Here is a 16,865-nt window from a genome sequence, read left to right on the forward strand (position 1 = left end):
CTATTCACATAAGAACGGCACTTCCCGTGGCGAGGGAGCTTGCTCCCGTTGGGCTGCGCAGCAGCCCTGAATCAGCCGGCTCGGACAATCTGATGCACCGCGTGCTTAGGTTTTGGGCTGCTTCGCAGCCCAGCGGGAGCAAGCTCCCTCGCCACAGGGTTGGGTTCACACAAACCTTAAGTGAACGGCGCAACCCGGAGCGGGAAGAAAGTCAGTAACCCCGGCTGAAATCCACTTCCCCGCGTAGCGCCTCACCGGCCTGATAGGCCCGCAGGTTTTCCAGGAACAACTGCACCATCATCGGCGGCGAGGTCGGTGCCGAGCTGTGGCCGGTCAGCAGCAGGCCCCAGGCGGTCCAGAAGGGGTGGCGCTGTGGCAATGGCTCCTGGCGGCAGACGTCGATCACCGCACCGGCCAGGTGCCCATCCTTCAGGGCTTGCACCAGGTCCGCATCCACCACCGCCACGCCGCGGCCGACGTTGATGAACAACCCGGTCGGCTTGAATTGCTTGAATAGCGCCGCGTCATACACATCATGGGTATCGGGTGTGTTGGGCAGCAAATTGATCACGTAATCCGCCTCACCCACCAAGCGCGGCAGATCCTTCAGCGCCCCGACTTCGATGAACGGCGCCAACGCTCGCGCTTCACTGGCCACACCGTACAGTTGCACACCAAACGGCACGAGGAACTGCGCCACACGCTGACCGATATCACCGGTCCCGACGATCAACACCTTGCGCCCGGCCAGGCCTTGTCCCTGGCGGTTGTCCCACTTGCGCTCGACCTGGCTGACCAGCCGTGCCAGTACCTCGCGCTCATGGCCGAGCATGTAAGTCAGCACGTATTCGGCCATCACCTGGCCGAAAATGCCCACCGCACGGGTCAGGCGGTAGTTGCGCGTCAAGCCTTCGGCCAACAACGGCGTGATACCCGCCCAGGTCGATTGCAGCCAGCTGGGTCTATGGCCCTGACGCAACAGGGTGGCCAGCAGATCAGGCTGGCCGAGCCAGACCGGGCAATCGGTGGCCAGTCGCGACAATTCGGCGGAGTCGCCGCTGGTCAGGACTTCAATATCGGGTGCCGCCTGACGCAGAAGCTGGGCGTACACCGGGTGGTCGTGTTCGGCAATCAGAACGCGCATGAATCAAACCTTTCAAAAACAGTGCAGACAACCGCCGATAGAGTGTCGCTCCATCCATACGATCGTCGTCAATAAACCCTTCCAGTGTTTTTCCAGAGGCACCCAGAACAGGTGCCTCAGAGACCGTCAGACCGGGTCGTTGCGGCGCAACAACTCTTCGGGCAAATGCTCGATGTACTCGTCTTCGGCCGGCGGCATTTGCAAGTGATAGCCCTGGGTGTCGAGGTTTTCCAGCACTTTGTTGATGTCCTCCCGTGACAGCGCCCGCTCGGGGCTCAGGACCAGGTCGAAGGCATGGATCGCCTTGCCAAAGGCGGCCATCAACGGCTCAGGCACGCGCTCCAAGGCATCGCTCTTGAGCACATACAGGTACATCTCGTTTTTCTTCGAGCTTCGATAGATGGAGCAGATACGTTTCAAGGCTGTTCTCCGGCAGTGGCCAGGCTGTCGAGCAGCGCCTGGCCCATCAATTCGCGGCGCCAGCCACGCAGCGAATCGGGCAATTGGTAAGGGCCCTCGGGGAAGCCGCTCTTGATCAGCGCTTCGAGGGTTTTCTTGCGCAGCATCAGCTCCGGGGCGATTTCCAGGCGCTCGGCTTCAGCCTGCCCCAGCGCCCGCAGACGCTTGACCAGGGCCGAGGCCTCGATGGGCAGTGGCTCGGCCACGGCCGGCGGCCATTGCTCGGGCGGCACGCTGGCGGCGCGCTGGATCAGGTCCAGCAGAAACTGGCCGTCCTGGCGCACGGTGCGCGGGTGCATGTCTTCGATTTTCGCCAACGCGCCAAGGTTATCCGGCTGGGTACGGGCCAGGGGCCACAGCGAATGCTCGCGAATGATGCGATTGCGCGGCAGGTCACGGGCCCGCGCCTCGCGTTCGCGCCAGGCGCACAGCTCGCGCAGCACGGCCAATTGGGCGCGGGACAGTTTCCAGGCGAGCTTGGCCTCGCGGTAGACCTCGTACGGGTCGACCTCGCGACGCAGGTTGGCCACCAGTTCGGCGCCGTCTTCCAGGACCCAACGGTATTTTTCGTCGGAAAGCTTCGGGCGCAGCAGTACGAAAACTTCTGCCAGGTGCACGGCGTCCTCTGCCGCGTAGCTGATCTGTGTCTCGGACAGGGGCCGTTGCAGCCAGTCGGAACGGGTCTCGCCCTTGGGCAACTCGATACCCAGCACTTCCTGCACCAGCCGCGAATAGCCCATGGAGAAACCCAGGTTCAGGTAAGCGGCGGCCAATTGCGTATCGAACAGCGGCGCAGGCAGGCTGCCGGTCAGGCGCAGCAGCACTTCAAGGTCTTCGCTGCAGGCGTGCAACACCTTGAGCACCGCCGGGTTTTCCAGTAGTGCGGCCAAGGGTTGCCAATTGTCGATGGTCAAGGGGTCGATCAGGTAGGCACGCTTGCCATCGCCGATCTGCAATAAACCGGCAATAGGGTAAAAAGTGTCGACCCGCATGAATTCGGTGTCGAGGGCGACGAATGGCAACTGCTGCCACTCGGCGCAAAACTGACCGAGGCTATCGTTGTCGCGAATCCAGTGAATATCGATGGCCACACGGCTCTCCCTTGAAGAATGGCGCGCAGTATATATCGCCGCCGGCGATTGCGAGCATCCATAGAGCAGCCGCCTGAGAGAAATCGCCTGCGAAAAAGCAAGAATAGTCCTACATCAAGACTTAACCGGTCTTACGCAACGCATAAACACGCGTCAGGGCAAAACCGGGCAGGAAATCCTGGTACCAAAGCACGCTGAAACCGGCCTGGCGGAACTCGGCTTCCACATCAGCCTTGTCGGCCAAGCTCCGTCGCGGCGCCTGGCCGATCTTGAGGCGGCCTTCGATTTGCACCGAAACGATCACCGTGTCGCGACTGACCCGATGAAATTCGCGCAACAGCGCCAGGCGATGCTCGCTGGCGCTGACGTGGCGAAACAGTTGCAGACAGAGAATACAATCCACCGCGTTGGCCGACAGCCCGAGGGTGAACGCTGAACTCGGGAAGGTCTTGACCCGTTGGAGCAACGCGCCGCCATGGTGAGTGAGCGCATGTTCGAGCATGTCCGGCGACGGGTCCGCCGCCAGGATCACCCGGTTGGCGTGCTCGGCCAGCACCGGCCAGAATCGTCCCGCGCCACAGGCCACATCCAGCACCAACCCGGGCTCGCCCGCCACCTTCAGGGCATTGCGTACCATGTGCTCGTCGCGCCAGAACGCCAGGCGCAATCGTCGAGGCGTCGGCCCACAGCAGACCTGAGCATGCTCCTGGTCATGCTGCCTGGCGAACTCAAGCTCGACGGTGGATGGGGGTAGCCCGGACATACGAACGGCTCTTGGAAAAGATTGAGTGACAGGTTAACCAACACTGCGTGAAAAAAAGGTCCAGGCCATCACTCTCGTGCCAGGACACCGTCAATCACCGCGCCGCGACAGCTGGCGAACAGGTCCAGGTCCCGGTTGTAGACCTGGCTGTTGACTTCCAGCAGCCCGAGCATCGAATGAAACAGGTTGTCCTGGCTCAAAGGCTTTTGCCGACTCAGTTGCAGGCAATGGGTGTCGACCGAGAACGATTTCTGATAGCTGTCGGAAAACCAGGCAAGCATTGCCACATGTTTCTGTTGCTCCGGGGCGAGCATGTAGGGCGTGCCATGGAGAAACAGGTTGTATTCGCCCAGGGACTCGCCATGATCCGACAGGTACAGCATGGCCGTGTCGACCTTGTCCTGGTTGGCCCGCAACAGATCGATCAGGGTCGAGAGCACATGATCGGTGTACACCAGCGTGTTGTCGTAGCCGTTGACGATGCTCTCGCGGCTGCAATTGTTCAGCGCGTTGCTTTCGCATACCGGGGTGAAATGCTCGTATTCCTTGGGATAGCGCTTGAAGTATTCCGGCCCGTGGCTGCCCATCTGGTGCAGTACCAGCACCGTGTCCTTGTCGAGTGTGTCGATGAAATGCTGCAAACCCTGGAGCAGGATTTCATCACGGCACTCACTGTTGGCGCACAGGGCCGGGTCCTTGAGATTGCTGACATCCTGCAGCGTGACCCGATTACAGGTGCCCTTGCAGCCGGATTGGTTGTCCCGCCAGATCACCTCCAGCCCGGCGTGCTTGAGCACGTCCAGCAAACCCTCTTCATTCTTGGCCTTGCTGGCGTCATAGTTCTTGCGCCCCATGTTGGAAAACATACAGGGCACAGACACGGCGGTTTCCGTGCCGCAGGAATGCACATCGGTAAAGGCGATCAGGCCGGCCTCTTTGTCCAGTGTCGGTGTGGTATCGCGGTCATAGCCGAGGATGCCGAAGTTCTCGGCCCGGGCACTCTCGCCCACCACCAGTACGGTCAGGGATTTGCGGCCGTGGGTTTGCCAGGCCGGGTTGCGGCTCGCGTCCTCGCCCAGGGTGATGAACGGCTGCTTGGCCGACGCGACCTGCTCACGCAAATAGCCGAGCGACGCACCGATGTAGTTGCTCGGCACGACCATCAAACGCAACTCGTGGTGGTTGCGAAACAACGAAGACAAACCTTGGTAGTTGGCCAGGGCGACCATACCGATTACCGCGGCCGACGCCACGCCAACCAGTAACTTACTTAATAACTCTTTGGGCCAGCGACGGTAGCTGATCGGGGTCTTGAATAATAACCAGCAAGGCAACACCCCCAACAACCCGAGGTAGATAAACAACTTCAGCGACAACAGATCACGAACTTCCGTGGCATTGGTTTCAGCAAAGTTGCGCAACATGCCCGCATCGATCAATACACCGTATTGGGCCATGAAATACGCCACGCCAGCACTGATCAGGAACAATAGCATCAGCACGGGCTTGAGCAGCGGACGGAAGGCCACGAGCGTCAACACCAGATTGAACGCGCAGAAAATCATCAGGCCAAACGCCACGCACATCAGCAGGCCACGAGCGTCAGCCGTGGTGATCGCCAGCAAGTGTTGCCAGAGAACGAGGTTGAAACCCACTAACAAAAAGGCACTGGCGGCCAGTGTCACCCACTCGGGGCGCACCGCTTTAATGGTCAGCATGATGGTTGACGATTTCCTGAAAGTTGCTCTTTTAAAAAGAAGTGCCGCAGGAAAATGTGAAAAGTTCATTTCCTACGGCAGCACAAACTTTAGGTAGCCCACCATCAATTTTTCGTGAAAAAGTTGCTATTAAATAATTATTTAAGCGGCAAGCTCGACCCAGCTTGCAGTGCTAAAGAAAAGTGATGCGTGGTGAGGGAGCTTGCTCCCGCGGGGCTGCGTAGCAGCCCCTTTTTGTGAGTGCTTCGCACTCAAGCGGGAGCAAGCTCCCTCGCCACGTTTTTTCGACTGCCCTAAGTGAGCAGTCTTTCTTTGCCAATCAGCTTGCAGCTTGAAGCTGTTCTTAAGCCTGATTCAGATACCAGCGCCAGTCCTGCTCTCCGACTTCCGCCATGAATTGACGGTATTCGGCGCGCTTGACCGCCAGATAAACGCCAAGAAACTCATCGCCAAACGCTTCCCGCGCCCAGGCCGATGCCTCAAGGGCACGCAGGGTGGTGAGCCAGTCGGTGGGCAGCAACTCGGCCGCCTGGGCGTAGCCGTTGCCTTCGACAGGTTTCCCGGGATCGCACTGTTCACGTAGGCCGCGATGAATGCCGGCCAATATCGCCGCCGCAGCCAGGTAAGGGTTGGCATCGGCGCCGCAGATACGATGCTCGATGTGCCTCGACAACGCCGGGCCGCCCGGCACCCTCAGGCTCACGGTGCGATTGTCCACGCCCCAGGTCGCCGCCAGCGGTGCGTAGCTGTTGCTTTGGAATCGCCGGTAGGAGTTGGCGTTCGGACAAAACATCAACAGCGAATCGAGCAAGGTGTCGAGCATCCCACCCACCGCATGGCGCAACAGCGGCGTGCCGTCGGCGGCTTCACTGGCAAACAGATTGTGGCCATCGCGGTCCGCCAGGCTGACATGCATGTGCATGCCGGAGCCCGCCAAGTGATCGAACGGCTTGGCCATGAAACAGGCCTGCATGCCGTGCTTGTGGGCCACGCCCTTGACCAGTCGCTTGTAGCGCACCGCTTCATCCATGGCTTGCAAGGCATCGCTGCGGTGTTCAAGGGTGATCTCCACTTGTCCCGGTGCGTATTCGGAAATGGCGGTCCGGGCCGCAATGCCTTGCAGCTTGCACGCAGCGTACAGGTCGGCCAGGAACGGCTCGATCTGCTCCAGCTCGCGCAAACCGTAGACCTGGGTGGCACGCGGTCGGCCACCGTCGGCGTCCCGCGCTGGCTGTGGCCGGCCTTGGCTGTCGCGTTGCGCGTCCAGCAGATAAAACTCCAGCTCCGCCGCCATCACCGGGTAATAGCCGTCGGCCTGTAAAGCCTCGATCACCTGGCTGAGCAGATAACGCGGATCGGCGATGGTCGCCGGCATGCCCTCCTGGGGATGCATGCTGACCTGCACGGCGGCCGTAGGAATCAATCGCCACGGCATACGTTGCAAGCTGCCGCTGAGGGGGTAGGCACGGCAATCGATGTCGCCGATGTCCCACACCAGTCCGGAATTTTCCACATCATCGCCATTGACGGTGAGCCCGAGAATCGTACTGGGCAGTGGCCGGCCACTTTCGAAAACCGCCAGCAACTCGTCCCGATGCAACAACTTGCCCCGGGGCACGCCGTTGTTGTCGAGGATGAACAGCTCGAACAGTTCGATATCAGGGTTCTGCGCAAGGAACGCCTCGGCGTGTTGCACGGGAGCGAAAGAAATCTTGGCAAGGCTCATGAGAAGGCTCGTATTTCCATGTCGGACGGGCGACAAGGCACCGTCAGTCTGTGCTCGCCATTGAGCGAACACTGCGAATGATCAACAGGTAATACGAGTATCTGGAGGACGGGCGTGACGACAATGCCAGAGCGCCCAAAAGGCCAGCTCGGAGGGCAACGCACTGAGGGTTGGGGCCATGGCAGGCGTGAACCGGCCGACCGGATCGACCGCGGCAGATGAAGGGTATTGGAATGCCAGGGGCCAACCGTCCATGAGCGCATCACAGGAAACACATCGGACAAGCGTCCCACGCTACCCTGGGAGGTTAAACCTGGATTTGATGGAGCTTGGATCGCAGCCAACTAAACATAGGCAAACCAAACAGTCGTTGATCGACACGTCGTGTTCCCTACATTATCTGTCCCGTTCCCGACCATGAAAGCGCCTGCCTGGCATTCTCTTGGCACGATCGTTCCGTTAGGATCATCGGCCTGGTTTGCGCAAAATCCGCGCAAGGAGCACAGCGAGAGACAGAACGGATGCTGAACAGTAACTCCCTCAGAAAGCTCGACATGCAAGACCTCATGGTGTTTAGCGCCGTGTACGAGCAAAGCAGTGTCACCGGCGTGTCCGAGGCATTGTGCGTCAGTCAGTCAACCGTCAGTTATTGCCTCAAGAAACTGCGAACCTGTTTCGAAGACGAGCTATTCATCAACACCCGCACCGGCATGCGCCCCACCTATAAGGCCGAGGGCATGTACGAGCATGTGCGCGCCATTTTGCAAAGCATCAACCTGTGCCATGCCGGTACACCCACCTTCGATCCGACCCGGCAAGCCATTACCTTCAATATTTGCGCACCGGAATATTTCGAACAGTTGATCCTGCCGCAACTGCTGCAAGGCTTCGATTACGCCAATCTGCCGGTGGTGGTGAACGTGCACAAGCTCGAAGCCGACATCCCCGCCGAAGAGTTGCGCGACGGCAGCCTGGACCTGGTGATCTGCTTCGGCCCGAACTTCCACAGCAACCATGCCGATTTCAAATCCCGGCAGTTGCTGGAGGAGGACCTGGTTTGTGTCGTGGATAAACGGGCGACGCCACTTGAACAGCAACTGAGCCTTCAGTCTTTCGTACGGCGCCGACACGTGTTTCCGACGCCCTGGTCGTCAGCGACCAACATGGTGGACGGCTGGCTGTCGCAGCAGGCGCAACAACGCCAGATTGCCGCCCGCGCCAACAGCTACAGTGCCGCACTGAAGATGATCACCGGCACCGACTTCATCCTGACCCTGCCCCGCCGCATCCAGAAATTGCTGGCCAACGAGGCAATCTTCAATCATCACGAAGCGCCCCAGGGCCTGCCGGGGTTCACCCTGAACATGCAGTGGAGCCTGGCCGTCGATCAGGACAGTGCCAACGCCTGGCTGCGCGAACAGATCATCAAGGCCTGCGCCGCCCGCGACACCTGAACGTCATTGACCGATCAAGGCCTTGGCATACGGGCCTCGATCGATGTCGAGGATTTCCACGCACAGTTGCACGCTAACGTCGGCCGGCCATGGCCCCAGTTCCTGGATCACGGCCAGCAGGCTATCGGCCAGTTGCTTCTTGATTTCCGTCGAGCGACCGCTTAGCAAGGCCAGCTTCACATGCACGAAACCTCGCTCGCCCAGCCCCGTGCCCACCCGGAACGTCTCGAGCTTCACGGCCCGGCTCTTGATGTCCAGCTCGGCCGCGAATTGACCAGAAGCCACCAGCGCATTGTTCAGGCGCAGCAATGCAACATCGGCCTTCAGCTCGGGCAGGTTGGCGGTGTACTCCATGTGCAGGTGAGGCATGTGTTCGACTCCGATTCGAAAATATGACAAGGGGATTTCAGCCGTCACAACCTTACCCCGACTTTAAACGTTGGGGCAGTTTTTGTTTCGCTGCGGGCCGGTGTCAGGGTTGTACCGAGACCTCACGCTCGCCCATGAAGGCCTCCAACCGTGACCGCAACCAGCGCTCGGCCGGGTCGCTGTCGACATGGCTCAGCCAGACCATGGACAAATCCAGGGTCGGGGTCTTGAAAGGAAAGGGTTCGTTGAACAGTTGCCCCGAAGCCGCCATGGCGGCGGCGGTATAGTCCGGCAAGCTGGCGATCAGGTCAGTGCCGGCCAGCAATGCCGGCAATGCGCTGTATTGCGGCACCGACAGCACGACCTGGCGTGTGCGTCCGATCTCGGCCAGCCATTCATCGACAAACCCGGCGACGTTCGCGGTATGGGACACCAGCACATGAGGTCGCGCGCAATACTCGTCCAGGGTCAGCGGCGTGTCCGACGCATCGGCGCGCAACACGCGGGGCTGGATGTGTCGCAACAATTTGCGCTTGGCGTTGGCCGGCAGGCCGCGAGTCTGGCTGATGCCCACGGTGATGTCGCCCGATGCCAGCAAATCGGGGATGCGCCAGTAATCGACGTGCTGGACCACGAACACAATTTTCGGCGCCTCTTGCCGCAGGCTGCTCAACAGGGGCGGCAAGAGGCCGAACTCGACGTCGTCGGACAGGCCGATGCGAAACGTCATGGTGCTGCTGGTGGGGTCGAAATCGTGGGTCAGGCTCAAGGCCACCGACAGCGAATCGAGCGCCGGAGACAGATGCCGGATGATTTCTTCAGCCCGGGCCGTCGGCTCCATGCGGTGACCGACGCGAATGAACAACGGGTCGTTGAACATTTTGCGCAAACGATTGAGGGCCGAGCTGATGGTCGGTTGGCCCAGGAACAGTTTTTCCGCCACCCGTGTCACGTTACGCTCAAGCATCAGCGTTTCGAAAACCACCATCAGGTTGATGTCGGCCTTGCGCAATTCGTTGCGGTTCATCCACTGCCCTCCATCCCTTGATTGGCTGCAGTGTAGAAACGCCATGGGTTGTGCGTCTATGCGCAAAAAGGTTAAGCGCCTGCGTAATACCGTCGAAGAAATTGGGAGCGGCACCCTGCTTTTGTGGCGAGGGAGCTTGCTCCCGCTGGGCTGCGAAGCGCCCCCAAGATTTTGGGGTTGCTGCGCAACCGAGCGCGAGCAAGCTCCCTCGCCACAATGAAAAAGCCCTACCTCACGATCAGCGATTTCAGCCCCAGCGCCATGACTCGCTCATCACCTCCCAGCCCCAGCGCCTTGGGGCTGATGGCATCGGGTAAATGAAAATGCACGCGCAACGACCCATCCGTGCCCATCGTTTCACGAATAGCCGGTGTCAGGGGCAGTTCAAGGGTGTTGTCTTGCAGGCGCGTGAACTGCGTCGACAACGCCGCCACACCGTTGATCGAGACGTCCACTCGCTGGCGCGTATGCAGGGGGGGCTGCACGAACGCCGCCGCGTCTATCGAGAGGACGCGCGCTTCTGGCGCAATGCGCAAGACAATCTCAGCCTCGGTCCCTTCCGACCAGGTGCCCCAATCCTCGACGCGTCCCCAGCCACTGGCCAACATCGGGTTGATTCGGCTGAACACCTGGCGCTCGCCGATCTTCACCTGCACGTCCAGCGTCTCATCGGCAAACGATGGGCATTGGGCACATGACCTCCAACCCGGCGCCAGCACCACAAGGCCATCGATACGGGTCAACAGGTCGGTCTGGCGATTGACGGTCTTCGCCGCCTGGAGCGCGGCGCCAGGGTCGAGGATGTACAGCGAATCCGCTGCATACTCGCCGCTGGCAAGCATCTGCGCGGCGCGTCGCTGGGCTTGTTCGATCTCCCGGGTGCCCATGCGCCCCAGGTACACGCCATCGGTTTCCAATCCATGTTTCAGGGCGTATTGGCTGGTCAGCAGCCAGTTGTCCGGCTGGTTCTGCGGCAGCAGCGTCCGGACTTTCGAATAGTGGCTGGCCGCACTGGCCCAGAATGGATCATTCATGGAGGTGGACCAACTGGAGGCGGCCGGCATCATCCGGCTCTGGCGCAGACCTGCCCATCCAGCGCGGGTATCCAGGACTTGCACCAGCAGGGCGATGGCCAACAGACACGCCGCCGCCCGTGGTTTGTTGCCGCGGATCACCAGGAAAATGACGGCAAATACGATGGCGTAGAACACCGGCCAGAACATCCGGCCAGACGCGCGAAAGACATTCGCCAGCTTCTCCAGGCTTCCGGGCAGCCAGTAATGCACATCCAGCACGCCGATACCGAGGGTGTTGGTCAGCGAAAACAGCGTCAACCCGAACAGCGCCCACAGCAACAACCCTCTGTGGCGCACGGCACTCACCAGACCGGTATTGCCTTGCAGCAGTGCCGCAGCGGCACAGATCGCCAGGATCAGGACTCCCAGTCCCAGGTAATTGAACCCTTCATAGTCCCCGGGCCCCTCGGGCAGGTCCCGCACGATGTAGGACCAGCCACTGGGGTCGACCAGCGACAGTACATTCAAGCGGTACAGGCCGTAACCACCCGATACGGTCCCGCCACCCACACTGAAATAACCGGCCTGCCAGCAACAGAACGCAACCAGCAAAAACAAACCGCCCAGCTCGATCAAGGCATCGCGCCGGGACAACCGGCCCTTGATAGCCTGGCTGGCAAGGTCAGCCAGCCAGATCAGCGCCACCATGGCCAACAGGTAGGCATGCACCAACGCTGTCGCAGCCAATAGCACGCCCCAGGCCAGCCGTCGCTTCTGCAAACCAGGACGCAGCGCCAGGTACAAGGCCGCCAGAATCAGGAAATGCCCGGACAACGACAGGTGCCCGCCCATGCGCAGAAACATCGGAGGCGAAAACACAAACAACCCGGCGCCCAACAGCCTGATCCACAGTGACGGCGTCAGCAGGCCGAGCAGTTTCCAGGCGAACCAGGCTTGCAGGATGAAACAGGCCAGCAACCACAGGCCAAAATACTGGAACGTCTCGGGCAGCCAGCCGCTGAAGGGCTTGAACAGGAACGCCAGCAACGGATTGGAATCGGAAAAAATGATGCCGCTGCCCAACTCCAGGCCATAGGAAGGGTTCATGCCCAACGGAAAGGTCCAAGGCGAACTGCGAAAAAACGCCCAGCCCATGTAATGGGTCGCCGCATCGCCCTCCCCCAGCCAGGCGATGTTCGTGGGGTCCAATACCCGTGGGCCGATCACCAGCAGGAATGCCAGCGCGCCCAACAGGATGGGCAACAAGCAGCCCCAGTAACGCTCACCACGAACGGTCATCGATACGTCCAGAAATTATGCAGGATGAAGGTGAACACCGGGATAATCAGCGCCACGGCTGCGATGCCCGCCAGGTAATCCAGGCCGACGCGCTGGGCGCCCCAGGCCACCAGCATCGCCAGCCCGAACCCGCCGATCGATACCACCACGAAACGGCCAAGGGTACGGCCATGCAAGCGGCTGGAAAAGCTCCATAGGGTGTTGACCAGGTACGACACCACGGTCGCCACGACAAAGGCGAAACCATTGGCCAGTGGCGGGTTTGCCAGGATCAGGTGCACAAACAGCACGGCAGCCACCACATGGACTACGGTGACAACCAAGCCCGTCATGGCAAAGCGCAAGGCACGGCGCAGCAACGGCGAGTGCGTCCAGGTCACGGCTTCTGCGCCAGGCAGAACACCGTCAGGCCGACCATACGATTGGCACCCATGAACGGACGCTCCAGGCTGCACAGTGACCTCAACACGCCATTGACCAGCGGATGATGACGCGCAAGCTGCGACTTGGCCGGGGCGCCGGACGCCTTGCGCTGCAACAGGCGCAGGGCGGCGGCAATGGGAAATACCAGGCCGAAGTAATACGCACCTTGCTGGACCTGCAAACCCGCCTGCGCCACGACACTTTCCAGCTGTTTGAGGGTGTAGCGGCGCTTGTGCTCGAGAAAATCATCATGCCCGCTCCAGAGAAACTGGAACGCCGGCACGGTGATCAGGAAGCGGCTGCCCGACGGCACTTTGTCGACGTAGGCCTTGAGCAGCCCCACGTCATCATCCACATGCTCCAGCACGTCCATCAGCAACACCAGGTCAGCGTCCAGCGTGTCGATGGCACGGCGGTAGCGGACCGGTTTACCGGCGGTACTGGCGTCGGAGTCGGCCGGATAACTGATGTCCACGCACCAGGCCTGGGCCGTTGCGGTATGGGTCAGCAGGTGATGGGAAAAAAAGCCCGACCCGGCCCCCACGTCCAGCAGCGTACTGGCCGAGGTGCCCTTGAGCATGTGCAGCATGGCGCGCGCTTTCGACCGGTAGTACCAATGCTGCTCGATATCGGGACCGAGGATATCGGTTTCCTTGAGGTCCATGGTCAGTCCTTGGCGTCATAGAGGCGCCGCACCAGGAAAATCGGTCGGCGCTTGGATTCGATGTAGGTGCGCCCCAGGTACTCACCCAGCACGCCGATACCGATCAGTTGCAACCCACCCAGGAACGTGACCGCCACCATCAGCGAAGCATAGCCCGGCAGGTCTACCCCGGAAATCAGGGTTCGCAGTACGATGAAGATGGCGAACGCAAAAGACACCAGCGAGACGCAAAGCCCCAGGTACGTCCAGATACGCAGCGGTTCGGTGCTGAAGCTGGTGATGCCTTCAAGAGCAAAATTCCACAGGCGCCAGCCATTGAACTTGCTTTCACCGGCGGCCCGTTCAGGCCTGACGTAATCCACGTAGGTGGTGCGGAATCCTACCCAGGCAAACAGCCCTTTCATGAAGCGGCGAGATTCAGGCAGGGTTTGCAGGGCATCGACCACGCAGCGATCCATCAAGCGAAAATCGCCGACATTCTCCGGCAGCTTGTGGTCGGCGATTTTATTGTGCAGCCGGTAGAACCCGTTGGCGGAAACCTGCTTGGCCCAGGAGTCGGAGTCGCGGTTGATCCGATGACCCAGCACCACTTCGGCACCGTTGCGCCAGTGGGCAATCATTTCCAGGATGACTTCGGGAGGGTCTTGCAAATCGACATCGATCGGCACCACCGCCTGGCCACGAGCGGCTTGCAGGCCGGCACTCAACGCCGCCTCCTTGCCGAAGTTGCGACTCAGGTCGACGACTCGGATGCGCGGATCGGTCTTCTGCCGTTCCAGCAGCAGCACCAATGTGTCGTCCACGCTGCCGTCGTTGACGAACACCAGCTCCAGGCTCACCAGCGACTCATGGGCAAAGACCTGGTCGATCCTGGCCATGAACACATCGATGGACTGGACTTCGTTGTAGACCGGAATGACAAGCGAAAGCGCTAGACGACCTTGCAGATCCGTTCCTGGATATTCAGTCACTTGATAGCTCTTTTTCTTATAGTGTTTTCAGTCCCATCGGCTTGCGGCCCTAGGCGTCGAAACGTATTAAGCAGGACCGAGCTGGGCAACGCAAGGATCAAACCGGAACTTCATTGGACTGCGTGTTCGCAACATGACTTTTTTCCTACAGAAAGTCGAACCCTCTTTCCAGGCTCATGCCCAGCAATATTTAATAACCAATGGAAACGAATTTCCCGTAGCCAAAACCCGCCACTTGGCTAGGCTGGCAGCCACATGTCCAACGCATGTCTTGACTGAATGAATCGCAGGGAGCGAACCGATGTATTTTGAAATCTATCGACAGACCCGAGGCACCCCGAGCACTGGAAAAGGCCAATGGCGCTGGCGCTTGAGAGCCGGCAACCACGAAACGATCGCCAGCGGCGAATCCTATGTGAACAAGAGTGACTGCCTTCACGTCATCAGGCTGATCAAGAATGTCCAGGGCGAAACGCCTGTGAAGGAGATCTGAACCGAATCATTGTGGCGAGGGAGCTTGCTCCCGCTGGGCTGCGAAGCGGCCCTATGATTTTGCGGTGGCTGCGCAACCGAGCGGGAGCAAGCTCCCTCGCCACGGGTTCAATCGCCTCAAGTGAGCAGTTTGCAGCCTGAGCGTTTTTTGCTGTAACGAAGGTTTTCAGGCAGGCAGGGTATGCGGACAAAAGCAGGAGGCTGGTGCAATGACTCGATCAAACCATAATCGCGACTGGCTGGTGCGGGCGCCCGAATCGAGGAAAATGGAACGCATCGAGGCCTATTTCAGCGGGCATGGCTACACCACCCATCGCCACGACACCTACGCCATCGGAATCACACTTTCCGGCGTGCAGAGCTTCAACTATCGCCACAGCAAGCGCCACAGCCAGCCTGGTGGCACCATCGTCCTGCATCCGGACGAGGCGCACGATGGCGAAGCCGGGACGAACGAGGGTTTTCGCTACCGGATGTTCTACATAGAACCGTCGGTGATCCAGCAAGTGCTGGGGGGCAAGCCATTGCCCTTCATCGAAGGAGGATTGTCCAACGACCCTCGCCTCAACATCGCGACCCGTCGACTATTGAACGGCCTGGATCATCCCCTCGATCCGCTGGAGGAAGAGGACGCCATCTACGATTTGGCCCAGGCACTCGACATCGCGGCCGGCAGCCGACGTGGGCGGCGGCTGATCGACTACCCTGCGGCAGAGCGTGCCCGCCTGTTCATCCATGATGCCCTCCAGCAGACGATCACACTGGATGACCTGGTGCAGGCCAGCGGCCGGGATCGATGGAGCCTGTCCCGGGATTTCCGGGCACTGTATGGCACCAGCCCCTATCGCTACATCACCCAGCGCCGCTTGAACGAAGCCCGGCGCCTGGTATTCCATGGCATACCGCTGAGCGAAGTAGCCCTGGCCTGTGGTTTTTTCGATCAGAGCCACATGACCCGACTGCACACCCAGGCCTTCGGTATTTCACCGGCACGCTGGCTGAAAATGCTGCGCTGAAGGCACAGGCTGGGCACGACAAAAAGCTGCACGATCATCCAATACGACACCCAGGCCCCGACAGTAAGGTACAGCTCACCACCCACCTGAGGAGCATGCCTCGATGACCCACTACGCCCCCATCAACTTCGCTCAGAAATACGCACTGTTCCACGAACAATGGGCACCGAAAGTCGTGGCCGAAATGAATGACTACCAATTCAAGATCGTTCGGCTCGAAGGCGAATTCATCTGGCACACCCACGCCGACACCGATGAAACCTTCATCGTGCTGGAGGGCCAGTTGCATATCGACTTTCGCGACGGTGCGGTGACCATAGGGCCGGGCGAAATGTACGTGGTCAAAAAAGGTGTCGAGCACAAGCCCAGCGCCGCACGCGAAGTGAAACTGCTGCCGATCGAACCACGTGGTGTCCTCAATACCGGCGAACAAACCAATGAGCGAACGGCAGTCAATGATGTGTGGATCTGACTGAGCCAGGCTCAATCGTATTCAGCTTCCTGGTGATCGCCCAACAACCGTCGCTGACGAGGTGTCGCGGCGACCAAGACCACAGGATTGAACTGCCAATGCAGGTAAGGTGAGAACTTCTGCGCGACCATCCGCCGACCATAGTGCACCTGAAGCATGTAACGCGTGCGGTCGGCGGTCCGGTTATCGCTACCGGCGTGCCATAACTCACTGCGCAGTATCAGCACATCGCCCGCCCGGCACAGCACGGGCTGCGCGGGGCGCCCTTGCCACTGCGTTTCGCCCTTCACGGGTGCCCGGCCGGCTTTGTGGCTGCCCGGAACGACCTGGGTCGGGCTCAAGTCGGCGTCGATATCATCCAGGTAAAACTGCGCGGTAAAAACCTGCATCGGCAGTTCAAAGGCAGGGTCGGCCAACAGCCCTGGCGGCAATTGCATCGCCAGATAATCCAGGTGCAACGGCGCCCCGGTAAAACCGGGATGGCAGCGCCAGGCCGTTTGGCCGATGACATGGCAATCATCGCCCAGGGCCGCTTCGGCCAGCTCGATCACCCCGGCCACATCCAGGAACGGCAGCCAGAACGGATCGCGATTGAACACACATTTGTAATGATCGATGACACCGCTGTAGTCCCAATGCTGGGGCTTCAACTGGTCGATGGCATGGCGCAGGTCGGCGATCTGTCGGGCATCCAGCACGCCGGGCATCAGGACAAAACCGTCCTGATGCAGCGCGCGGAGCTGATCGTCAGTGGACACGAC

The 16,865-nt window shown here is 60.1% G+C and carries 17 protein-coding genes; 4 read left to right on the forward strand and 13 right to left on the reverse strand.

Going from position 1 to position 16,865, the window contains the following annotated elements:
* Nucleotides 1-211: 211 nt before the first annotated feature.
* The 6 genes from TK06_RS13700 to TK06_RS13725 all read right to left on the reverse strand — a co-directional run bounded on the left by TK06_RS13700 (nucleotide 212) and on the right by TK06_RS13725 (nucleotide 6,886).
* On the reverse strand, nucleotides 212-1,144 hold the full coding sequence (locus TK06_RS13700; protein ID WP_063322506.1) for a D-2-hydroxyacid dehydrogenase: 933 nt from the start codon (nucleotides 1,142-1,144) through the stop codon (nucleotides 212-214).
* A 126-nt stretch (nucleotides 1,145-1,270) separates the two neighbouring features.
* Nucleotides 1,271-1,564 (reverse strand): YcgL domain-containing protein, encoded by a 294-nt coding sequence (locus TK06_RS13705; RefSeq protein ID WP_003198853.1) that lies wholly within the window; start codon nucleotides 1,562-1,564, stop codon nucleotides 1,271-1,273.
* The gene (gene rnd / locus TK06_RS13710; protein ID WP_003198851.1) at nucleotides 1,561-2,694 is read right to left on the reverse strand and encodes a ribonuclease D; all 1,134 of its coding nucleotides are present in this window, start codon (nucleotides 2,692-2,694) and stop codon (nucleotides 1,561-1,563) included. Before rnd ends, TK06_RS13705 begins: the two co-directional genes overlap by 4 nt.
* Before the next feature lie 121 nt (nucleotides 2,695-2,815).
* Nucleotides 2,816-3,457, reverse strand: a complete 642-nt coding sequence (locus TK06_RS13715; protein WP_063322507.1) for a class I SAM-dependent methyltransferase — start codon at nucleotides 3,455-3,457, stop codon at nucleotides 2,816-2,818.
* Nucleotides 3,458-3,525: 68 nt separating this feature from the next.
* Entirely contained in the window at nucleotides 3,526-5,175 is a 1,650-nt protein-coding gene (locus TK06_RS13720) for a phosphoethanolamine transferase (RefSeq protein WP_063322508.1), read from the reverse strand.
* A 343-nt stretch (nucleotides 5,176-5,518) separates the two neighbouring features.
* Nucleotides 5,519-6,886 carry a glutamine synthetase family protein gene (locus TK06_RS13725; RefSeq protein ID WP_161951756.1) on the reverse strand — a complete coding sequence of 456 codons (1,368 nt, stop codon included), beginning with the start codon at nucleotides 6,884-6,886 and terminating at the stop codon, nucleotides 5,519-5,521.
* 536 nt (nucleotides 6,887-7,422) lie between these two features.
* Between TK06_RS13725 and TK06_RS13730 the strand changes: the two genes are divergently transcribed.
* Nucleotides 7,423-8,355: a LysR family transcriptional regulator gene (locus TK06_RS13730; protein WP_063322510.1), complete on the forward strand. Its 933-nt coding sequence runs from the start codon at nucleotides 7,423-7,425 to the stop codon at nucleotides 8,353-8,355.
* Between the two features lie 3 nt (nucleotides 8,356-8,358).
* Here TK06_RS13730 and TK06_RS13735 read toward each other — a convergent pair whose 3' ends face one another.
* The 6 genes from TK06_RS13735 to TK06_RS13760 form a co-directional block, all read right to left on the reverse strand.
* Nucleotides 8,359-8,724 (reverse strand): 5-carboxymethyl-2-hydroxymuconate Delta-isomerase, encoded by a 366-nt coding sequence (locus TK06_RS13735; RefSeq protein WP_063322511.1) that lies wholly within the window; start codon nucleotides 8,722-8,724, stop codon nucleotides 8,359-8,361.
* Nucleotides 8,725-8,827: 103 nt separating this feature from the next.
* A complete protein-coding gene (locus TK06_RS13740) occupies nucleotides 8,828-9,751 on the reverse strand; it encodes a LysR family transcriptional regulator (protein ID WP_063322512.1) in 924 nt (307 codons plus the stop codon).
* A gap of 227 nt (nucleotides 9,752-9,978) precedes the next feature.
* Nucleotides 9,979-12,066, reverse strand: coding sequence for a DUF6311 domain-containing protein (locus TK06_RS13745; RefSeq protein ID WP_063322513.1), 2,088 nt, complete (start codon nucleotides 12,064-12,066; stop codon nucleotides 9,979-9,981).
* Nucleotides 12,063-12,398, reverse strand: coding sequence for a GtrA family protein (locus tag TK06_RS13750; RefSeq protein WP_063325150.1), 336 nt, complete (start codon nucleotides 12,396-12,398; stop codon nucleotides 12,063-12,065). Before TK06_RS13750 ends, TK06_RS13745 begins: the two co-directional genes overlap by 4 nt.
* A 44-nt stretch (nucleotides 12,399-12,442) precedes the next feature.
* Complete coding sequence (locus tag TK06_RS13755; RefSeq protein ID WP_063322514.1) at nucleotides 12,443-13,153, reverse strand: class I SAM-dependent methyltransferase; 711 nt, start codon at nucleotides 13,151-13,153, stop codon at nucleotides 12,443-12,445.
* Between the two features lie 2 nt (nucleotides 13,154-13,155).
* Nucleotides 13,156-14,124: a glycosyltransferase family 2 protein gene (locus TK06_RS13760; RefSeq protein ID WP_063322515.1), complete on the reverse strand. Its 969-nt coding sequence runs from the start codon at nucleotides 14,122-14,124 to the stop codon at nucleotides 13,156-13,158.
* A 301-nt stretch (nucleotides 14,125-14,425) separates the two neighbouring features.
* Here TK06_RS13760 and TK06_RS13765 point away from each other — a divergent pair, with 301 nt between their 5' ends.
* The 3 genes from TK06_RS13765 to TK06_RS13775 all read left to right on the forward strand — a co-directional run bounded on the left by TK06_RS13765 (nucleotide 14,426) and on the right by TK06_RS13775 (nucleotide 16,104).
* The gene (locus tag TK06_RS13765; protein ID WP_063322516.1) at nucleotides 14,426-14,617 is read left to right on the forward strand and encodes a YegP family protein; all 192 of its coding nucleotides are present in this window, start codon (nucleotides 14,426-14,428) and stop codon (nucleotides 14,615-14,617) included.
* 208 nt (nucleotides 14,618-14,825) lie between these two features.
* A complete protein-coding gene (locus tag TK06_RS13770) occupies nucleotides 14,826-15,632 on the forward strand; it encodes an AraC family transcriptional regulator (RefSeq protein WP_063322517.1) in 807 nt (268 codons plus the stop codon).
* Nucleotides 15,633-15,735: 103 nt separating this feature from the next.
* Nucleotides 15,736-16,104, forward strand: coding sequence for a cupin domain-containing protein (locus tag TK06_RS13775; protein WP_063322518.1), 369 nt, complete (start codon nucleotides 15,736-15,738; stop codon nucleotides 16,102-16,104).
* A gap of 11 nt (nucleotides 16,105-16,115) precedes the next feature.
* Here TK06_RS13775 and TK06_RS13780 read toward each other — a convergent pair whose 3' ends face one another.
* Nucleotides 16,116-16,862 carry a phytanoyl-CoA dioxygenase family protein gene (locus TK06_RS13780; protein WP_063322519.1) on the reverse strand — a complete coding sequence of 249 codons (747 nt, stop codon included), beginning with the start codon at nucleotides 16,860-16,862 and terminating at the stop codon, nucleotides 16,116-16,118.
* Nucleotides 16,863-16,865 lie beyond the last annotated feature (3 nt).

Origin of the sequence: Pseudomonas fluorescens (assembly GCF_001623525.1) — a bacterium.
GTDB classification, from domain to species: domain Bacteria; phylum Pseudomonadota; class Gammaproteobacteria; order Pseudomonadales; family Pseudomonadaceae; genus Aquipseudomonas; species Aquipseudomonas fluorescens_Q.

Bases quoted from the DNA above. Each gene is read 5' to 3' on its own strand.
- TK06_RS13700 (WP_063322506.1), bottom strand. From the start codon at position 1,144: ATGCGCGTTCTGATTGCCGAACACGACCACCCGGTGTACGCCCAGCTT.
- TK06_RS13715 (WP_063322507.1), bottom strand. From the start codon at position 3,457: ATGTCCGGGCTACCCCCATCCACCGTCGAGCTTGAGTTCGCCAGGCAG.
- TK06_RS13720 (WP_063322508.1), bottom strand. From the start codon at position 5,175: ATGCTGACCATTAAAGCGGTGCGCCCCGAGTGGGTGACACTGGCCGCC.
- TK06_RS13730 (WP_063322510.1), top strand. From the start codon at position 7,423: ATGCTGAACAGTAACTCCCTCAGAAAGCTCGACATGCAAGACCTCATG.
- TK06_RS13735 (WP_063322511.1), bottom strand. From the start codon at position 8,724: ATGCCTCACCTGCACATGGAGTACACCGCCAACCTGCCCGAGCTGAAG.
- TK06_RS13740 (WP_063322512.1), bottom strand. From the start codon at position 9,751: ATGAACCGCAACGAATTGCGCAAGGCCGACATCAACCTGATGGTGGTT.
- TK06_RS13745 (WP_063322513.1), bottom strand. From the start codon at position 12,066: ATGACCGTTCGTGGTGAGCGTTACTGGGGCTGCTTGTTGCCCATCCTG.
- TK06_RS13750 (WP_063325150.1), bottom strand. From the start codon at position 12,398: ATGACGGGCTTGGTTGTCACCGTAGTCCATGTGGTGGCTGCCGTGCTG.
- TK06_RS13755 (WP_063322514.1), bottom strand. From the start codon at position 13,153: ATGGACCTCAAGGAAACCGATATCCTCGGTCCCGATATCGAGCAGCAT.
- TK06_RS13765 (WP_063322516.1), top strand. From the start codon at position 14,426: ATGTATTTTGAAATCTATCGACAGACCCGAGGCACCCCGAGCACTGGA.
- TK06_RS13770 (WP_063322517.1), top strand. From the start codon at position 14,826: ATGACTCGATCAAACCATAATCGCGACTGGCTGGTGCGGGCGCCCGAA.
- TK06_RS13775 (WP_063322518.1), top strand. From the start codon at position 15,736: ATGACCCACTACGCCCCCATCAACTTCGCTCAGAAATACGCACTGTTC.